Below are 17576 nucleotides of genomic sequence, written 5' to 3' on the forward strand. Positions count from 1 at the left end.
TTAGTTTGTTCCTTCCACGGTAATTACCAGCATCTTGCCCGCATCGTAGGCGGGGGAAACGGCTTTATTGTTTACGTTGAGCTTATTTATTTTTTCGAATCCAAGTGTGGCCTCGATCAGCGGTTGCCCCTGGAGTTGTACGTCCAGCTGGTTTCCCTTTCTGTCCGCGTGCAGGAACACTTTCGACAGCGAGCTGAGCAGCGGCTTTCCATTTTTACGCAGGTAGCTGCCGTTGCCAACGAAGAAAGACGTCAGTTGCGAAGGGTCCTGCCGGTCAGCCCCCTCGGGGAACGTAAGGGCCGATAGGTACGCGTCGGTTTCCCAGCCCCGACCCGCTCCATCGCCAATGGTCAAGTTAGCGTTGCGGTGCATTAGTCGACCGTCGGCCAGCAGGTTCATGTATACCTCGGTAACCTGTCCGTTCTGGGTGATGCGCAGGCCCAGGTGGTTGGTGCCCTCAAACTTCTCGATGATCGGCAGATTGCTCCGTCCGGCAGCCCCGTTCGCTCCTGATGAACCCGTTGCCGTCTGAATCGACTGGTTGGTTTCATCGAGCAGCAGGATGGCGTTGACCAGCTTGGTCCGGTCGGTTTTCTCGGGGGGCGACAGTACGTAATACGGAATCTTAACGTTCGTGGTGCGGTCCTGCAGGCCGTATTCGGTCCGGTATTTAAGCTTTTCGGGGAAATCGTGCGGGTAGCCGAGCGGCAGCGTTTCAGGGTATAGCGGCCGGAACAGAATGGCTGCTTTGTCTTTGGTTATCTCCAGGTCAGGCCCCCGCTTGACGGCTTTATCGGCGAAGTGCAGCAGAAAATCGAACTGGCCGCTTTCGTATGTTTTCAGATCGTCGATGACCAGAATCACGTTGCCAATCCAGAGGAAGTTACGGTAGTTGCGCAGGAAGTTGCGCGACGTGGGGCCGGTGGCATCAGCCAGCAGGTACTTCAGCGAACCGCCATCGAGCAGGTTATAGAGGTGCCCGGGGTTCTTCACGGCGTTGTACTGATCGCGGGCATCCTGAGCTTCACCATTGACCATCACCACATTATGCGCTTGGCTCTTGACGAAATAACTGCTGTATTCCGGATTGCCATAGCCCACGTCGCCCCCGTCGATGAGCAGGTTCTCGCCCTTGTGGTACAGCACAAATGACCCCGCGTCGGCGTGGGCGTGGTTCCAGGTGTAGCCACTTTTTACGCCTAGCATGGTGGCATCGGGCTTCCAGGACGAGCGGAGCGTACCCCAGCCCATCGAACCGTAGATAGCCGAAGGGGACAATGTCGGCGTTGTGGGAACCGGTTTGTTTTCGGGCTGGTATAACAGGCCCATTGGCGTATTGACGTTCAGATCTTCCCGAAACGGGGTCTTCCCGGTTTGCTGAATGTACCAGTAGTAATCCTCTTTACCCAGCCCCAGGGCCATCATCAGTTTGGCCGGGCGTTCGCCATTGGCAAAGTCGTTGCTGTCGCCGAAATTCAGTGAGAGCAGGGGCTTATCGCCACTACGCGGGTAGGCCGTATGCATAAACCAGTCGACGGTCTTTTTCAGCAGGCTATCGTAAGGCATTGTCAACGTACCCAGCGCGTTGGTGTAGGCCAACCGAAACTGGAGATACTCACTCACACCATAATTGGCGTAGCTGACACTCTCGTAAAAGCCACCCGAGGGGTCGAAATTGGCCGGTTTGTTTTCCAGCAAACTACCCGAAAAAGCGAACCACTGGCGGCTGTCGTGCATGATGTCAGCCGCCCACTGGCGGGCCTGCGGCTGCTCGTTCATGACGGCCAGCGACGCGATCCCCGCTTCGAACACAACAGCGGCCCACCAGTTGTGGCCCATGTTGTCGAGCGATTGAATGCGCTTGTCTTTCGATACCCAGTCGCCAATCGACGGCTCAATCCCCAGTTTAACAATCTGATTGGCGATACTACGGCGTTCGTCTTTGGTCAGGGCGTTGTAGATGGCATCGAACGTCACCGAAGCCGTCCAGTTACTATGGCTGGTGCCCAGACCCGCATTCCAGCGAGGTGTCCGGTCGTCCATTCCATCCCAGAAAGCGCGGCCAGTCAGGTCGGTGAGCAGCGTTTTAGCCCGGTCGGCGTAGCGTTTGTCGCCGGTCATGGTGTAGGCCAGCGCCAGCTGTTCCATGTTCCCGCCTTTGGGTTCGTTTAGCCAGCCCTCACACCGCTTCTGCATAGCGTTCCAGCGATTGGCCAGTAACGTGTCGGTTTTGATGCGTTCTTTCAACCGCTCGGTGCGCTGCGGGGTGTAGAACAGATAGGGGTGCGGTTTTGTCGGCTGTCCCTGTGCGGCAACGCTGACGAATAAGGTACTGAACAGGAAGGCGATACAAACTAAAATACGCATGGGTAAGACTGTTGATTATCGAGATTTCGGTTGAGCTTGGGCATGCCATGGCGGCCCGATCGGCCTGTTTTTTGACGGTAATGCTTACAAATTCATAGACAGCCCGTACCGGCTGGCCAATGTCTGGGCTTCGTTGCGGGTCAGGTGGATGACGGCCCCGTGTTTGGGTGAGGTGAAATTGGTTGTTTTCATCACGCCTTCGTTAAAGTGGCCCAGATGGGTAAAGTGAACAAAATCTGTGGTTTCACTAAAGCCGAAATTGTGCGGACTGATGCCATAGCAATCGTACATCAACACCCATTTTTTCTGGCCAATGCGCTTCCAAACGTTGGGTGCTTCGCAGGCTTTGGGCTCCGGATCATACAATTTATCGTCGTACACGTACCCCGTGGTAAGCTTGTCGGAAACGGCCTGTTTGATGCCCGCTTTACCATCGTGGGAGACGTAGAAAAGGTGGTATTTGTCGCCCACTTTCGTGATGTCGCCGTCAATGTATGCTTTGTTGTACTTGGGGTATTGGAAAAGTAGCTTTGGCTCGGTGGACATTCCCGTAAATTTTGGATTGAGGTACGTGTAATACAGTTGACTCAGGCCATTGCCGAAGCGAAGCGTAAAATACATCATCATTTTCCCGTTGGTCGGGTCGTAAATCAGTTCGGGTGCCCAGGCGCAGCCAATTTTATCCCAGTCTGGAAAGGCTTTATCCACCCGTACAAGCCTGTGCGACCAGTTGATGAGGTCTTTCGATTTCATCAGAATGATATTCCGGTTATTACCCCAGCCATATTCCTTACCGTCCCGTTCCCATTGCGTCGACCGAAATCCGGCCTCTTTAGCGTAAATGTGCAGATCGGTCATGGCCATATAGAAATACCCGTCGTTTCCCCGCATGATGTGTGGATCACGAATGCCCTTCTGTTCGGCCAGTGTGTCGCCCGCCAGCACCGGCTTGCCCTGATTGACGTCGGTAAACGAGTAGCCATCGTTACTCAGCGCCATGTGTATGCCATGGGTGTCGTCCTTGAAATACACCAGCAGATAGGCAACCATATCCTTCTCCGACGGTACAGCCTGAACAGCTCGCGCTGGTTTGGGCTTTTTAGCACTAACTCGTAAGACTGGGCGCGGAGTTACTTTGGTCGTCCCTGTTGCCGTGAGCGGTATCCACCCCGATAAAAGCGTTGCTAATCCGATCAGCAGACACACGGGCAAGCGGTAGGTTTGAAGCAATGAAAACATAACTTGACTGGGTGAGCGGTTGTCGAAACGGGGCAGTTGGCTGTCAGGGAATATGGAGTGGCTTGGCCCCCGGCGTTATGCCTCGTCCATTGAAGCTGTCGATGGTGAAATAATAGCTTTCGTTTTTGTTGAGACTGCGGATCACCAGCTCGTTTTTATCGAAAATCTGATACGTATGCTGTAGTTGATCCGGTGCCGTGCCGTAACGGATGTTGTACCCAATGCTACCCTCAATTCTAGGCCAGGTCAATGTTATGATGCAAGGGTCAGCTTTGTCGCGTACCGCCGACAGGCTAGCCACTTTCGCAGGGAGTTTCTCCGAACTCCTGCCAAAAACCCGGAAGTCAGAGAGGGCAAACTGGCCGCTCGGTGTATGCAGATTCGTTACGCGCAGATAGCGGGCCTGAACCGGCGCGGCAAACGTCAGATAATCATGGGGCGCGTCCTGCTGATTATTCGTTTTATCGGCCAGAGATTTCCAGGTTCTTTTATCGACCGAATATTCCAGTTTGTAGCGATAGGCGCTATTGGTAGCTCGGCCCAGTAAGCTGGCACCCTCTTCGGCAAAGTTGAGTTGCACGGCATTGATCTGGCACGGCTGCTGTAAGTCGATTTGCATCCATTCCGTTGGTCCGCCGGTAGACGCACTCCAGTACGTGCGAATGTCTTCATCGACTCCCAGACTGGCGGGGTGGTTCAGCGACTCCGAAGAAACCTGTACCGGTTTGCCGTATGAAAGGAGCATCCAATTCGGGAAGAGTTCGGCGGGGTAGCTGATTTTCTTTTGCGGGATGATAAACGGAAAATCCCCGAATGTGGTATGCGTAAAGGATCGGCCTTCCGGACCAAAAAAGGCAGGAAAAAGCCCCAGTCGTCGCTCCCAACTATGCTTTACGGAGATGGACATGGTCGAGATACGCCAAAAATTGCCGTACCGATCCTGAAAGGTACTGCTGTGCCCCGCGCCCGCGATGAAGCCTTCGGGCCGGGCCGAGAAGGGGTTATTGGCTGCGAGTTTGAAGGGACCCATCGGTTTATCCGACGTGTACAGCCCATCCGAATAACTTTTGAATTCCGATCCGGGGCTGGCGTATTGCAGGTAATACGTGCCCTTGTACTTAGTCATCCAGGCACCCTCCAGCCAGGGCTTTTCGGGGCGTTCATTATAATCACCAAACCGTTCCCAGCCGTTGGCGTTCGGATTGCCCCCGAACAAACCCGTCGACTTGCCCATCGGCATGAGCGTTTTCCGATCCAGTTCGACCACGTAGATTGGCTGCACATTGGAGCATCCGTAATACAAATACAGTCGACCATCATCATCCAGAAATAAGTCAGGGTCGGTTAAGGCGAACGGGAAATTCGAATTGGCTACCATCCACTTGCCGCTTTTGGGGTCGGCACTTTTATAAATTTTACCGCCCGGCTTCGTGGTGGAGGCCATAAAATAAACCGTGTCTCCAATGACGACCGCCGTCGGGGCGTAATCTTCCATCGGCAGGTCGTCCGTCTTTATTAACTCCCAGCGATTCAGGTCGGTAGAGTGCCAGTAGCCGCCCGATCTGGACGCAAACAGGTAGTACTCGTTCTTAAAGGTGATGGCCGTGGGATCGGCGGCTTCACGTCGGGATGGGCTATCGAGCGTGAACCGGTAGTTCAGGTTCATCGGATTACAAACCGTTGTTATGTTTTTGCCGGGCAGCATCTGCGCTACCCCCTGATTAAGCGAACCGAGGATGCCAACGAGAAGAGGTATCGCTGAAAAGGCAGAAGTAAATCGATTGAACAGACGTTTCATGGAATATGGTCGGGATTCTCTGAACTGATATCGACGGTAAGTATCAGATTAATCGTTAACAAACTAGCTGATTTACAGTGGCGAAGGCATCTATTTATGGGTTCGAATGGACCAAAAATGTTTGCTCAACGGGCGTGGCTGACTGTATCTTATCACCCACACTGGTACCGTATTGCCAGGCGACTACCGTAACGGCCACCGGCCTGCGGCTGCGCGGAGGAATAGGGGAGAACGCAAGCTGGTTGCCCTCCACAGTGGCTGGTCCCGCTTTGACGTAGTACTGAACCGGCAAACCCGCACTGGATACCGCCCGGAGCGTCAGTGATTTGGTACTTACCCCCTGATCAGGTACGTCGGGAAATGTGATGGTCTGTGGCTTGCCTTCTTTATTCGCTATCGGAAACCGTAGATCAGCCTGTTGTACGATACTCTTATAGGTAGCATCGCCGTCATTGGACGCCAGCAGCCAGATGTCGTTCGAGCGTTTGGGGTTGTTGAATCCCATTCGGTAAAAGCTAAGCTGAAAGGTCGTGTCATCGAGTTTGCGGACAGACCCGCAGATACGGTCGATGCGAATGGGGGTTCGGGCATGGGCGGAAGTTGCCCGCACGCGGGACGTGTCGGTGAACGCACTGCTCAGGTGAAACGTGATACCATCGGCGTTGGGCAAAAATGACACCTGGTAATTGGCGTGGCCTTTGGTCGGTTTGAGGAACTGCCCATTCTGCCGGAAACCCAGATACTGCTGCTTTTTTGCCCTTGCCTGACGGTAGATAGCCTCGGTTGCCTGGGCCATCTCCTTGTCGAAGCACCAGCTTGCGACTTTTCTGTCGCCTTTATAATTCAGGTAAGGGGCCGGTGCTGCGGTGGGTAGACTATCCTTGCGCCAGCGGTCCATCAGCCAGCCCTTTTGTGGCTCGATGGGCGTCAACACTACCGTATCGGATGGATTCGTTTGGTTGGGTAGCCTATACTGAGCGGCTTTCCGGATGTATAGCGCCAGGTAGCGAACCATCGCGTCGGAGAAATCGAAGTGACCACGCCCGGCGTCGGCCAGCAGGCTGAACGGTGTCTTCGGGTGCTTGTCGACGTAAGCAAAGGCCGGTGCCAGCCGGTCTTCCCACCATTCGTATTCCCCCATTACCATCAGGCCCGGTACACCGTCGATGGTGCGGCCCCCGTGCGACGGTCCGACCCAATCTGGATTGGGTCGACCGCTGCCGGTGAGCTTCGTTTGCGGGGCGTCGCCGTGAACCGAGATAATGGCCAGCGTACGCCCGGGATTCCAGGCTGCAAAATTCCACGGGTAGCTTGCCAGCGCTGAATGCCCCAGCGGCACAACGGGCGCGAAGGCCAGTTCCGAATAGCCCGACGCATCGGCCAGCCGGTTCATCATGTCCGTAAACTCGATCCCTGCGCCTTTGGTGGTAGCGGTCGAATTCCAGTCGAATGTCTGGTTAATCATGGGCGTGACCCAGACGATGGCAAAGCCAAGTTCACGCATGGTTTTGCGAAAATCAGGATGTTCGAAGATGCCCTCTTCCAGCATGTTATGCTGACCAACGACCACCCCCCTAACGTAGCGGCAGTTGTCGGGAATCCATAAAAAGGCCTGCGGATGGTCCTTCGTTTCGGATGAAACAACGGTCGGAACGGATGTAGACCACTGCCAAACCTGCGCGTAGGTCGGCCATGCCACGCAGAGCCCAATCAGTAACCAACCTATTCTAAGCGCACGGCTAAACATACGAAGCTTCCCAAAGAATTTAGCGACTATCAAGTATCAGGAAATAGACCACAGTGATACGTCTATACCCTGCATTTGCACAGAAATGTGAAATGTGCTGCACTCAGTCCGGCTTGATATGAATGGCCTGCGTAAATGCACCGACGCGGATGTCGCCCGATTGGCTGTTGCGAAGTAGCTTACCGTTGATGCTTACGTTTTCGAACGTCACCCCGCGCACCATACCCTGTTCGCTAAGGCCCTCAATAACTGACGGATTAGCCATTGATCCCGAGTAGGTTATGTTTCGAAACGTAATGTTCTCGATGTTCCGTCCGGGACCGGTATTGTACTTTTTGTTGAAGAACACGCGGAGGCTCAGCAGCTTTCCCTCTTCAAAATCCTCAACCCGAATGTTCTCGTAGGTCACGTTACGAACCAGATTAAGATCTCCGCAGCTGATGGCCAGACACCCCTGGTAATCCGGATCATCTTCGTCGTGTTCCAGAATATCCAGATTACTGAAGGTTATATTTTCCAGCGTATCGCCAACAGATCGGGTATCCCCGTGCAGGCCCAGGTTGGTCGGGTGCGCTACGTCGGCCCAGAGCGTTGAATTTTTGACCACGACGTTGCGAGACCCGCCATAATAATCCCAGCGATGCCCGTAGAGGGCGATGCAGTCATCGGAGTTGCGCATGAACACATCGTCGACCACTACATCCGAGCAACTCATCAGATCGATGCCATCACTCCAGCCCTTGCAGCTGAACGACTTCAGGTTCCGAATTGTGATCCCTTTCGACTGTCCGCCATACACCGTGTAGTGCTGCGGATTTTTGACGATAATACCCTCGACCAGCACATTCTCGGAATGGGTTATCTCGATGCCCCGTTGCGGCTGGTCGATGATGCCCCGCCCGATAATCCGTACGTTTTTGACTTTGTCGCAGACGAGTTTCCCCCGAATAACAGCCCCGCCATCGATGTACACCGTTTTGTTGCTGGGAATCCTGAACACGTCACCCGGCTTATCGTCCGGTGTATGAATGCCAGGGCCGAAGTAGATGACATTGGGATCGTTCGGATCGGGTTTACTAGTTTCGAGCGGGTTGGCAAACAGGTGCAGGTTCTGAAGTTTGTCGCCATTGAACTCGATGGACAGTTTGCGAGGCTGGGTAAGCGTGAAGTACAGGGTGTTCCCTTCCTGCTTTGACTGAACCTGATACGACAATGGCCGAATACGAGCCGACTGAACAAGGCCGTTATTTTTGCGTACCGCTACTTCGACTATACCCGAAAAGTCGAAGAACACCATGGAGGCATCCCGTACTTTATCCAGGTCAACCTGCACGGTATACTCGAACAGGTCCTGCCACGGTTCACCCGGCTTACGTACCCGGACCGTGTAATCGTCGTTATGCTGACTGTAGAGCACCCCTGCTGGTACGGGGTAAATGACAAGCTGCTGGGCGTAGAGTTGAACCGATAGCAGCCAAAGCAGCAGACCAATCCCCATTTGTATACGAATCATTCGTCGTGGTTTTATGGCTTCTCGTCCAGAATTAAGGCCTGTCCGCCTTTAGCTTTCAGGCTGACCGGTAACGAATCGCCTGCCCCGACCTCGGCAACTCGCTTCTGAATACTGCCCGTTCCATCGTCCTCGTAACTGGTTGCCAGATACCGCTTTCCGGGTGCGAGAAAGGAAAGCGAGAGCTTACCTGTCCACTCCATCAGGCCGGCTGCCGAGCTAACGTACCAGGTGGTACCCTGCCGGCGCGCTACACTGATGAATTTGCCGGGTTCACCCGCCAGATAGTGGCTTTCATTCCAGACGGTCGGTACGCGTTTGAAGAATTCGATCTCCCCTTCGTCGTTATAATCCGTGGGGTTGCCGTACCAGAAAATAGCCTGCAATGGGCTGAAATACACCACCGACAGCGCCAGTTGTTGCCCTTTGCTCACCTGCAACTTGCTCTTGTACAGATTATCGGTGAAATACCGGTTCGTGTTGGGGTAGCAAAACGTGTAGTCGGCGGCACCGGCCAGAAAACGGGTGAAGGGCAGCACCGTGTTATGAAACGCATCGGGGTTGTTTTCGTTGCCGCGAATACCCTCCTGCGTCAGCAGATTGGGGTACGTTCGGCTTAGTCCCGTGGGTTTGTAGTTGTCGTGAATATCCAGGATAAAGCCATGGTCGTATGCCTTTTTGATGGCACCGGGCAACCAGCTGATGCCCTCCTGCGTCAGTCCGTCTACGAAGCCAAACTTCAGCCCCGCCACGCCCCATTTCTTGTAAAGCGGCAGAATGTCATCCAGCCGGGTGCGCAAGGCTACCCGGTTGACGTACAGGATCACGCCGATGTTTTTCTCTTTCCCATATTGAATCACCTTCGGCAGGTCGATGGCTGGAATGACCTGCGTGGGGTCAGAGGTGGTTCGAAATTCAGCCCCGTACCAGCCTGCATCGAAGAGAACGTACTGCAGATTGTGAGTAGCCGCAAAGTCGACGCAGTTCAAGCCACCCTGCGTCGTCAGCGACGAGCGGATGAGTTTACCCGGCTTGATCCAATCGGGGACGGGTTGCGACGATGGGGGGCAAAGCCGCAGAGGCAGGTCGCTGAAGGCGTGCAGCCCGATCGCTGATGTAGCCACGCTAACGGTTCGCCAGGGGGTTTGGAACGTGTCGTTCGTCTGCACTGAGTCTTTTCCAAAGCCAACCGCCAGGGTATTCGGTGTTGCGCCTTTGGTCAATACGGCTTTGGTGTAGCTGGTATTATCCGCTTCGCCGATCGACAGAAACAAACGGCCATTGGTCAGCGTAGCCGGGAAATCGCAGGTTTTTTGAAGGTCGGCCACGGCGGTCGGCGTAAACACGGTTTCTTCATTGTACTGGTAGATCGTAAAGTCGCCGGGAAGCACAAACGTCGTATGCTCCTGCCGGATTTTACCGGGCGTACTCCCGGCTTCTTTCGGTACCACGTACCTGAACGCCACGCTTCCGTTGAAGACCCGCGCAATGAGCCGGTACGACACCGACCCAGAGACGCAATCCAGCGTAAGCTCCGTGTAGTTATTGTGGATGACGTCGTTTTCGCCCAACCGCCACGCGATTGATTCAGTATGCGTCTCTGTCCGCTGCTTTTTAACCACAGCGTCTAATCCGACGGCTACGTCGTTCAGCCCAAACCCCAGCGCCGACCAGGTCAATACCGGTTCATTGGCGAACAACATACGATACACCAGCGCTTTCTGATCATCAACGGTGATCTCGATGCGGGTGTTTTTATCGGGCGATAAGGCCTGATACGTTTTGGGTTTGGGAGCGGCAACGATTGACGATATGAAGCACAAGCCAATCAACCAGCCATACAATGCAGACCTGCCGGACATACGTTCTTGAGTGAGAAGAGTGAAAAGGATTATTTCAGGTCCCAGTAAACGACATAGCGCTGCCGATGAGTCCGGTAATACGGCACCAGTTCAACGGGTTTGCCCCCCGGCATGGCTACCGTTTGGAACGTCAGCGACTTTCCGGAAACGGGTTTCAGCCAATCCGTTACCGGTTTGCCGCCGGTGGTCAGCATATGGTTAATTGAATCGGGAATGGTGTAATCATAGCCGTAATACTGGTACGGGTCGGCCGGATCATGAAACGGGGCGGTTCCTTTCAAATTAGCCGTTCCCAGTTGCCCCGCCAGCACAATCGGTCCGTAGGCAATTGCTGCCACGGCAGGATCATCGTTGGTGGGCACCAGCCGGAGCGCCATGGGGTATGTAAGCTCGATCTGATCGCCCGCTTTCCAGGTACGTTCGACGGTGATATAACTACCCGGCGACTGCTTGACGGCGACTGCTTTTCCATTTACTTTCAGCGTGACACCTGCCGTTGCCCAGGCCGGATACCGGAGGTATACCGGCATTTGTACCGGCGTTTTTGTCTGCACCGTCAGGCGAGTGGTTGATTCTTCGGGGTAATTGGTTTCCTGTAGGAGGGTGACACCTTTCTGCTTCCAGCTTACTTCCGACGGAATAAACAGGTTGACGTACACGCCTTTGTCGTCATGGTAATAAATCGCTTCGCCGTATTTCGACTGGCTTTCAAACCCAGAGCCCACGCAGCACCAGAACGATTGATCGGGTGTGCTGTAGAGCCGGTAGGCCCCCGCTTTCATGGGCGTGAAATAGCAGACCATGCCTGATTCGGGGTCTTGCTGACCCAGGATGTGGTTGTAGAGCGCCTGCTCGTAATAGTCCGCAACCGTCGCGTTGGCAGACCAGGTAAACAGGTGCCGGGTCAGTTTGAGCATGTTATACGTGTTGCAGGTTTCGCTCGTGTTGCCCGTCAGGTGTTTGGAGAGCTGGTCTGGCTCGAAGAAATGTTCCTTGTCGCTGTTGCCCCCATGCGCATAGGTGTGATGCTGCACGACCGTTTTCCAGAAGAACAGGGCGGCAGTTTTAGCTTTCTCGTTACCTGTCAACTCATAATCACGCGCTTCACCGACCAGCTTGGGGATGAACGTATTAGCATGAGCCTTATCCAGATTGTCCTGCCCATTTTCGAGCGGTTCCAGGGCTGCTTTATGGTAGAAAAACTGCGCCAGTTTCAGGTGATCCGGATTGCCCGTTACGGCATACAGATTGAAGAAGGCATCATTCATGCCACCAAACTCATTTCGAAGCATTTTCTGGCGCTGCTCGGGTGTCAGTGGCGACAGTTTCGCGCTAGCCCACGACGCCATTTTTGTGACGATGTCGAGCGCCTGCCGGTTACCCGCGTAGGTGTATTGATCCGTAAACCCGGCGAAAAGTTTGTGCAGCGTATACCAGGGTGCCCAGACGGCCGTGCCGGCGATGTTGCGGTCGATGTACTGCTGTGGATAGGCACTCAGGTAGCCGTTCTGGTTCAGAACCCGCTGTACGTCAGCCAAGGCCGTCACCAGGCTATCGCCTTTTTTTCGAAAGGCGTCACGACCCGTAGAGGCATACTGTAGCGCCAGACCCGACATGATGTGGCCGATGCTATGGCCACGAAGTTCCATATCCAGCCCTTCCCAACCCCCCAGGGGCTTGGGCATTTTGGTTGGGCTACCCGGCTTGGGCGTATTCATGCCCGCATTGACCCGAAAGCTGTGTATCAATCGGTCGACAGGCAGTGATAAGAGCCATTTTCCTTCACGCTCGATGTTATCGTGGAACAAGCCGTGCGTAATCCGGACATCCTGCAAATCGAAGCTTTGGGCTTTGATGGGTACGTTCACCGGCACCTTCATTTTGTCGGCCGACTGGCCGGGGTACTGCGCCAAGCCCAGGACCGACTGGCCAATCAAACCAAACGTGAAGAGGCCCCGCACGAGGCTGTATTTTTGGAAAATGCGAAGGGTTTTCGTCATAGAAAGGCTAAGGCATACACTAAACTGCCTCTATCCTGAAATAGACCATGCCTGGTTTCGCATACCCTTTTCAGACGGCTTAAAAGCAAGGAAGATTTCTGTATGCATACCCCCTTTAACGGCAAGAGGAAACCGTATGGCTTCCTCTTGCTTGTCAATCAAAACATAGTCGCTGGCACTAAGGCTTTATTAGTTTAATCGTTACCCGTTCAGTATTGGTAGATGCCTGAAGCAAATAGATACCTGACTGACGGCTCATCGGAATACCCTGCTGCTGACCAGGCGTAACAGACTCGATCTGATGTTCGAACAGTGCATGACCAGTTATATCCGTTAGCGTCAGTTTAAGAGGCTGACCGGTAGCTCCCCGAATTTTGATAATGGCCTGATCGTTAGCTACCGGGTTGCCCAGCGCAGTCAGAATAAGCGGGTTATCTGTGTGTTCAGCAGCCATACGGGCACCCGAAGCAGGCTCAGTGCCGTAGATAAGTTGCCCTTTGTGGTAAATCGTTACCCGATCATTCTCCGCCATTGCCCCCGCGACCTTATACGAATAGTCATTGGTTTCGTTGAAATTCGACCAGTCAGCTTTGGCGATCCGGTACTGAATGTTGTCTGTCGTGCCTGATGGATATAACGTACCTACGCTCGGATTTATCTTTAGTTCGAAATACGTGTCTGCGTTGGTGCGTCCTACATTACTGACAAATTGCGCCGTCACGTTTGAATTACCCAGTTTCGCATAGTCGATCCAGTAGTTGAGGCTCTGCGTTCCTCCGGCGGTGAACCAGTAACGTACCGAAAGGTCACCATAAGACACGGGAACATTACCTTCGTTCGTCACTTTCAGGTACGTACTGATCGAATTACTCCCTGTGTTGCGATTCCTGTTTTCGGTATAGACCTTTAGCTTGACCACCGGAGTAACCAGAGCGGGCTCAGTTCCCCAGATCAGGTAGCCATTTTGATAAACGGTGATGCGTTCATTCGTTCCATAACTCAACTGAGGAGTGAAGGAATAATCATTACTTTCATTCAAATCTGCCCAGTCTGTATTGGCGAACCGGGATTGAATAGGCCCAGAATTACCACCAGCTACCAAAGTGCCAGCTCCAGCCGTAAAGCTGTACTCGATATATCCCAGTGCGCCGTTACGCGGCTGATCCAGTATCACGTATTTCAGTTTGACATTGCTGTTGCCTACCTGCGCATAATCAATCCAGGTATTAATGCCCGCATAGTTCTCAGCCGTAAACCAGTAACGGGCGGTCAGCTCACTATAGGCCACAGCTGTTGTGCCTTCATTAACCAGCGTCAGGTAAGGCCGAATGACATTATTTGTCGTTTTGTTATTATCCCCATCCAGCGATTTCACTTTTACCAGTGTTGCCAGTGTTACCACGAGAACCTGATCAACTGGAGCGGCTGCTGCGTAGGTAGCATCCCCAGCCTGCAAAGCTGTAATCGTTGTTGATCCCGGACCAACCAGATGAATTTTGTTATCGATAATTGTCGCAACAGAAACGTTCGAGCTGGCATAGGAGATTGGTAAGCCAGAACTAACGATAGCCGCTGGGTCGAAATCAGCATCACCCACTTTTTTAGACGGTAAGGGGGCAAATGTGATGGTCTGACTACGTTTTGAAACGGTCAGCGTTTGACTAACCTGGTTTGCGGCTGTATATGTTGCATCCCCGGCTTGTGTAGCGGTAATCGTGGTTGAGCCTGGACCAACCAGATGAATGTTGCCGTCGACAATCGTTGCTACGTCGGTGTTCGAACTGGTATAATTTACGGATAAACCTGATGTGGCTGTGGCACCTGGAGCAAAATCAGCATCACCCGCAGATTTGGACGGCAACGGGTTGAACGTAATCGTCTGAGATAGTTTCGATACTAGTAACGCAACATCATTTCCAGTTCCGCCCTGGTATGTTATCTGAAAGCGAATCGATCCTATTGTCATACTACTTCCTTCGGCTAGCTCAGCAAATGTTCCTGTAACGGGATTAGTCGACGTGTTGTCGATGATCACGTAGCTGGTGCCGACTGGCAGGCTGCCTCCATTTCCAAGGTCACTGGAAACCAGGTTCGCCCCATTGAGCGAAACCCCGTTGGCCACTAGTTTATCCATGGTACTGTTGCTGCTGTTCAACTCAAGCTGATAGGTTGCACCGGTGCTGAGGAGTAACTCTGCTGAGGAAGTGAACGTACCGATTGAGTTACCTGGTGCCAGGAATCCCCCACTGCCAATGGTGACTGAACCACTGGTCAGGCCAGTGCCAGCTAAGGTGCCGCCGGTTACAGATACCGGGCTGGCCAGCGAACCATTGACAACCAGTGTGCCGCTGTTGACGGTAGTAGCTCCCTGGTATTCGTTTGCGCCAGTTAGCACCAGTTTGCCGTTATTTACTGTCACCGACGAATAAAAAGGCGTTCCACCAATGGTTGTCGTTCCGTTTTTGATCGATCCCGTGATGGTTTGCGTACCGGTACCGACTTTTTCCAGATTGACCCGACCCTTATCCACGGCATCGGCCGTAGGACCCGACCCAATTGTGCCATCAAACGTACCGTCCTGATTATCAATACCAATCGCTAGGATCGAAGCCCCGTTTGTCAGGTTGCTGCGCGAGATGATGTAGGCATCAGAAGTGCCATCGAGCGCTCCAATGGTTTGTTTGTTGGCATATAGGTTTGCTCCATTATAGACCAGTACAGCCGTCGCATCAGTTCCCATCGTCAGCCGGGTGGGGGGTAACAATACGTTGTTAGCATCGGTGAGGCTATTGGTGGTGTTGTGCAATTCAATGGTACCCTGCGCCAGATTGAGGCCGCCCTGCAAACCGCTCCAGTCCATAGCCGCCTGTATCCGCAGACCTGCGTATGAACCGCTGCCACCGTAGACCGGGGTCGTAATTTTCAACCCCTGCGTCCCGGCGATTTTTAACGGTACCCGCGAGTTGTTGTTGGCATTTCCCATGAACAGCTTCCGGGCACCCGTATTGATCATGTTGATCGCGGGCGTGCCCGACAACGTTTGAAACGTTAACGTACCCCCATTCAGGCCACTGGCCAGCGTTAGTTCCGAGGTGCCGTTGGCGGCATAGGTCAACGTACCTACCGTGATAGTACCATCCAGCTGAACACCCCCAATATTTCCAAAACTGGTGGCCCCAAAGGTCGCGTTGGCCTGAACTCCGCCCGGAACCACTGAATTGCTCCAGTTGGTCGCCGTTGGCCATTTCAGGAACCGGTTACCCGTTCCGTTCGAGATGGTTGTAGTAGCCGTAATGGCCGTACCACCTGGCCGTTGTGAGAGCTGTATTGCCGATCCATTCACGGCCACAACGGCATAGTTTGTATTGGCCGTAAAACCACCCGGAACGGTTCCGCTCAGCCGCACAAAATCCCCAACGGTAAATGTCTGACCCGGCCAGTTCAAATCGGCGCTGCCAGCGACCGATGAAAGGGTGGTTGTCAGGATACCCGCCGTGTTCGTCCAGGTACCATCCGTAACCCCGGGAATCTGGTTTACGGTGAAAACCTGGTAGACAACAGGTGCCGGATTGTATTGGCTGTCACCCATTTGCTGAGCCGTAATCGTTGCTGTTCCGGGCTTTGACACGTGTATTGTTCCATCGGCGTTGATGGAGGCAACAGTCGGATTTAAACTGGCATAGACAACGGGTAGCCCTGAACTGGCGGTTGCTCCCGGCGAAAAATCGGCAGCGCCAAAGTCTTTGTTTGGAATAGGAGGGAACGTAATGGTCTGGCTATTCGGCTTTGCTACCTCTTCAAGCGAAAACGTCAATGTGCCAAAACCCAACTGGTCGTAACCACCACTGTTGGGGCCGTAATTACCTCCGCCCCCTTCGGGCCGCACAAGCTGGGCAAAACGGGTGGAGTAGGGGGCGCTCAGGCCTTTTCGATTGACGTAGTGGTTGTAGACCATCTCCCATACTGGGCGAAGATTACCGCGTTGATCTTCCGATACAATCGTCTGTACAACACCGATGCAATTTCGGTAGGTCGTATAGGGGACCTCGTAACCCAGGTTATATTTGGCGATATATTCAAACCCTTTCAGCAGCCGGTTGTCGTCGTACCCGTACAGATCGTCGCCCTGACTCCAGGCCATCTCACAGAACGAACCGGCCAGGGCCACGCCCAGCACCGTATGCCCCTGATCGCGACCGCTTTCCTGCCATTGACCCAGGTCACCGTACACGTAAGGGACAACATTCTTAATTGAGCCTGTTCCTGCTCCATTTTTGAAGTAGTCAATGGCTTCGTTGTAAATGTCCCGACGGTCGCAGAGGACACCGATACTTAGCATGGAGGCCATGTTGCATAAATCCCAGTTAGCGTAGTAATTACTGATGCAGGCCCCGTTGTGATTCACCAGAAAATCATGATTCATCGGATACCAAACGGTCAGCATCCAGTTTTGAAACCGGGTGAAATCGGCTGGCGCCCAGCCGCTGTACGAGCGCATAATCTCGGCGGCATTGGCCAGTTGATACCCCTGAATACCGGCCAGTAAAAAACGGTCGGCTGTACCACTGATGGTTGTCATACCAGCCGCCCAGGCGTTCAGAATGGCGATAGATTTGTTCGCGTAAGCATCATCGCCCGAAATTTTCCACCGAAGTGCGGTCTGGTAAGCCGAGGCTGCATCCCGGAAAATGGACGCGTAGTTTTCTGGGTTTGTTCCATTAAAGCCCCGGTAAATGGTGGCCGGAACCGGGTTAGTAAACGCGCGGGTCAGTGACGAGTGCGAATTAGTAGTCAGCACGTCCCAACCGGCTTTCCAGGGTTGGGCACCAGCAGTTACGTTGCTTTTCATCCGGTCGAAATCGGCCTGTTTATGCAGTAACCCCGGGTGAATAAATGACTGTGCCTTTACGAAGGGCGTTACTGCTAATAGCAGCAAAATGAGGCAAATGGCTTGTCGAAGGGCAATAAAACCCTTACCCCAGCCCGTGGAGAAGTAAAGATGATTCATGACTGATTTAGGAAGAGAATTGTTGAAGTAAGGTCGAAGAAATGG

General features: G+C 53.5%; 8 protein-coding genes. All 8 read right to left on the reverse strand.

Annotation, left to right across the window (positions count from 1 at the left end):
* The 8 genes from ACYVJM_RS28520 to ACYVJM_RS28555 all read right to left on the reverse strand — a co-directional run bounded on the left by ACYVJM_RS28520 (nt 1) and on the right by ACYVJM_RS28555 (nt 17531).
* Complete coding sequence (locus tag ACYVJM_RS28520) at nt 1-2367, reverse strand: heparinase II/III domain-containing protein (protein ID WP_461151581.1); 2367 nt, start codon at nt 2365-2367, stop codon at nt 1-3.
* Nucleotides 2368-2451: 84 nt separating this feature from the next.
* Nucleotides 2452-3606, reverse strand: coding sequence for a glycoside hydrolase family 43 protein (locus ACYVJM_RS28525; RefSeq protein ID WP_461151582.1), 1155 nt, complete (start codon nt 3604-3606; stop codon nt 2452-2454).
* Nucleotides 3607-3649: 43 nt separating this feature from the next.
* Nucleotides 3650-5404 (reverse strand): family 43 glycosylhydrolase, encoded by a 1755-nt coding sequence (locus ACYVJM_RS28530; protein ID WP_461151583.1) that lies wholly within the window; start codon nt 5402-5404, stop codon nt 3650-3652.
* Nucleotides 5405-5498: 94 nt separating this feature from the next.
* Entirely contained in the window at nt 5499-7103 is a 1605-nt protein-coding gene (locus ACYVJM_RS28535) for a hypothetical protein (protein ID WP_461151584.1), read from the reverse strand.
* Between the two features lie 151 nt (nt 7104-7254).
* Nucleotides 7255-8664 (reverse strand): glycosyl hydrolase family 28 protein, encoded by a 1410-nt coding sequence (locus tag ACYVJM_RS28540; RefSeq protein ID WP_461151585.1) that lies wholly within the window; start codon nt 8662-8664, stop codon nt 7255-7257.
* 11 nt (nt 8665-8675) lie between these two features.
* Nucleotides 8676-10523 (reverse strand): glycoside hydrolase family 97 protein, encoded by a 1848-nt coding sequence (locus ACYVJM_RS28545; RefSeq protein WP_461151586.1) that lies wholly within the window; start codon nt 10521-10523, stop codon nt 8676-8678.
* Between the two features lie 29 nt (nt 10524-10552).
* The gene (locus tag ACYVJM_RS28550) at nt 10553-12523 is read right to left on the reverse strand and encodes a glycoside hydrolase family 127 protein (protein ID WP_461151587.1); all 1971 of its coding nucleotides are present in this window, start codon (nt 12521-12523) and stop codon (nt 10553-10555) included.
* 178 nt (nt 12524-12701) lie between these two features.
* On the reverse strand, nt 12702-17531 hold the full coding sequence (locus tag ACYVJM_RS28555; RefSeq protein WP_461151588.1) for a cellulose binding domain-containing protein: 4830 nt from the start codon (nt 17529-17531) through the stop codon (nt 12702-12704).
* Between the last annotated feature and the right edge of the window lie 45 nt (nt 17532-17576).

This window comes from Spirosoma pulveris (genome assembly GCF_054781875.1).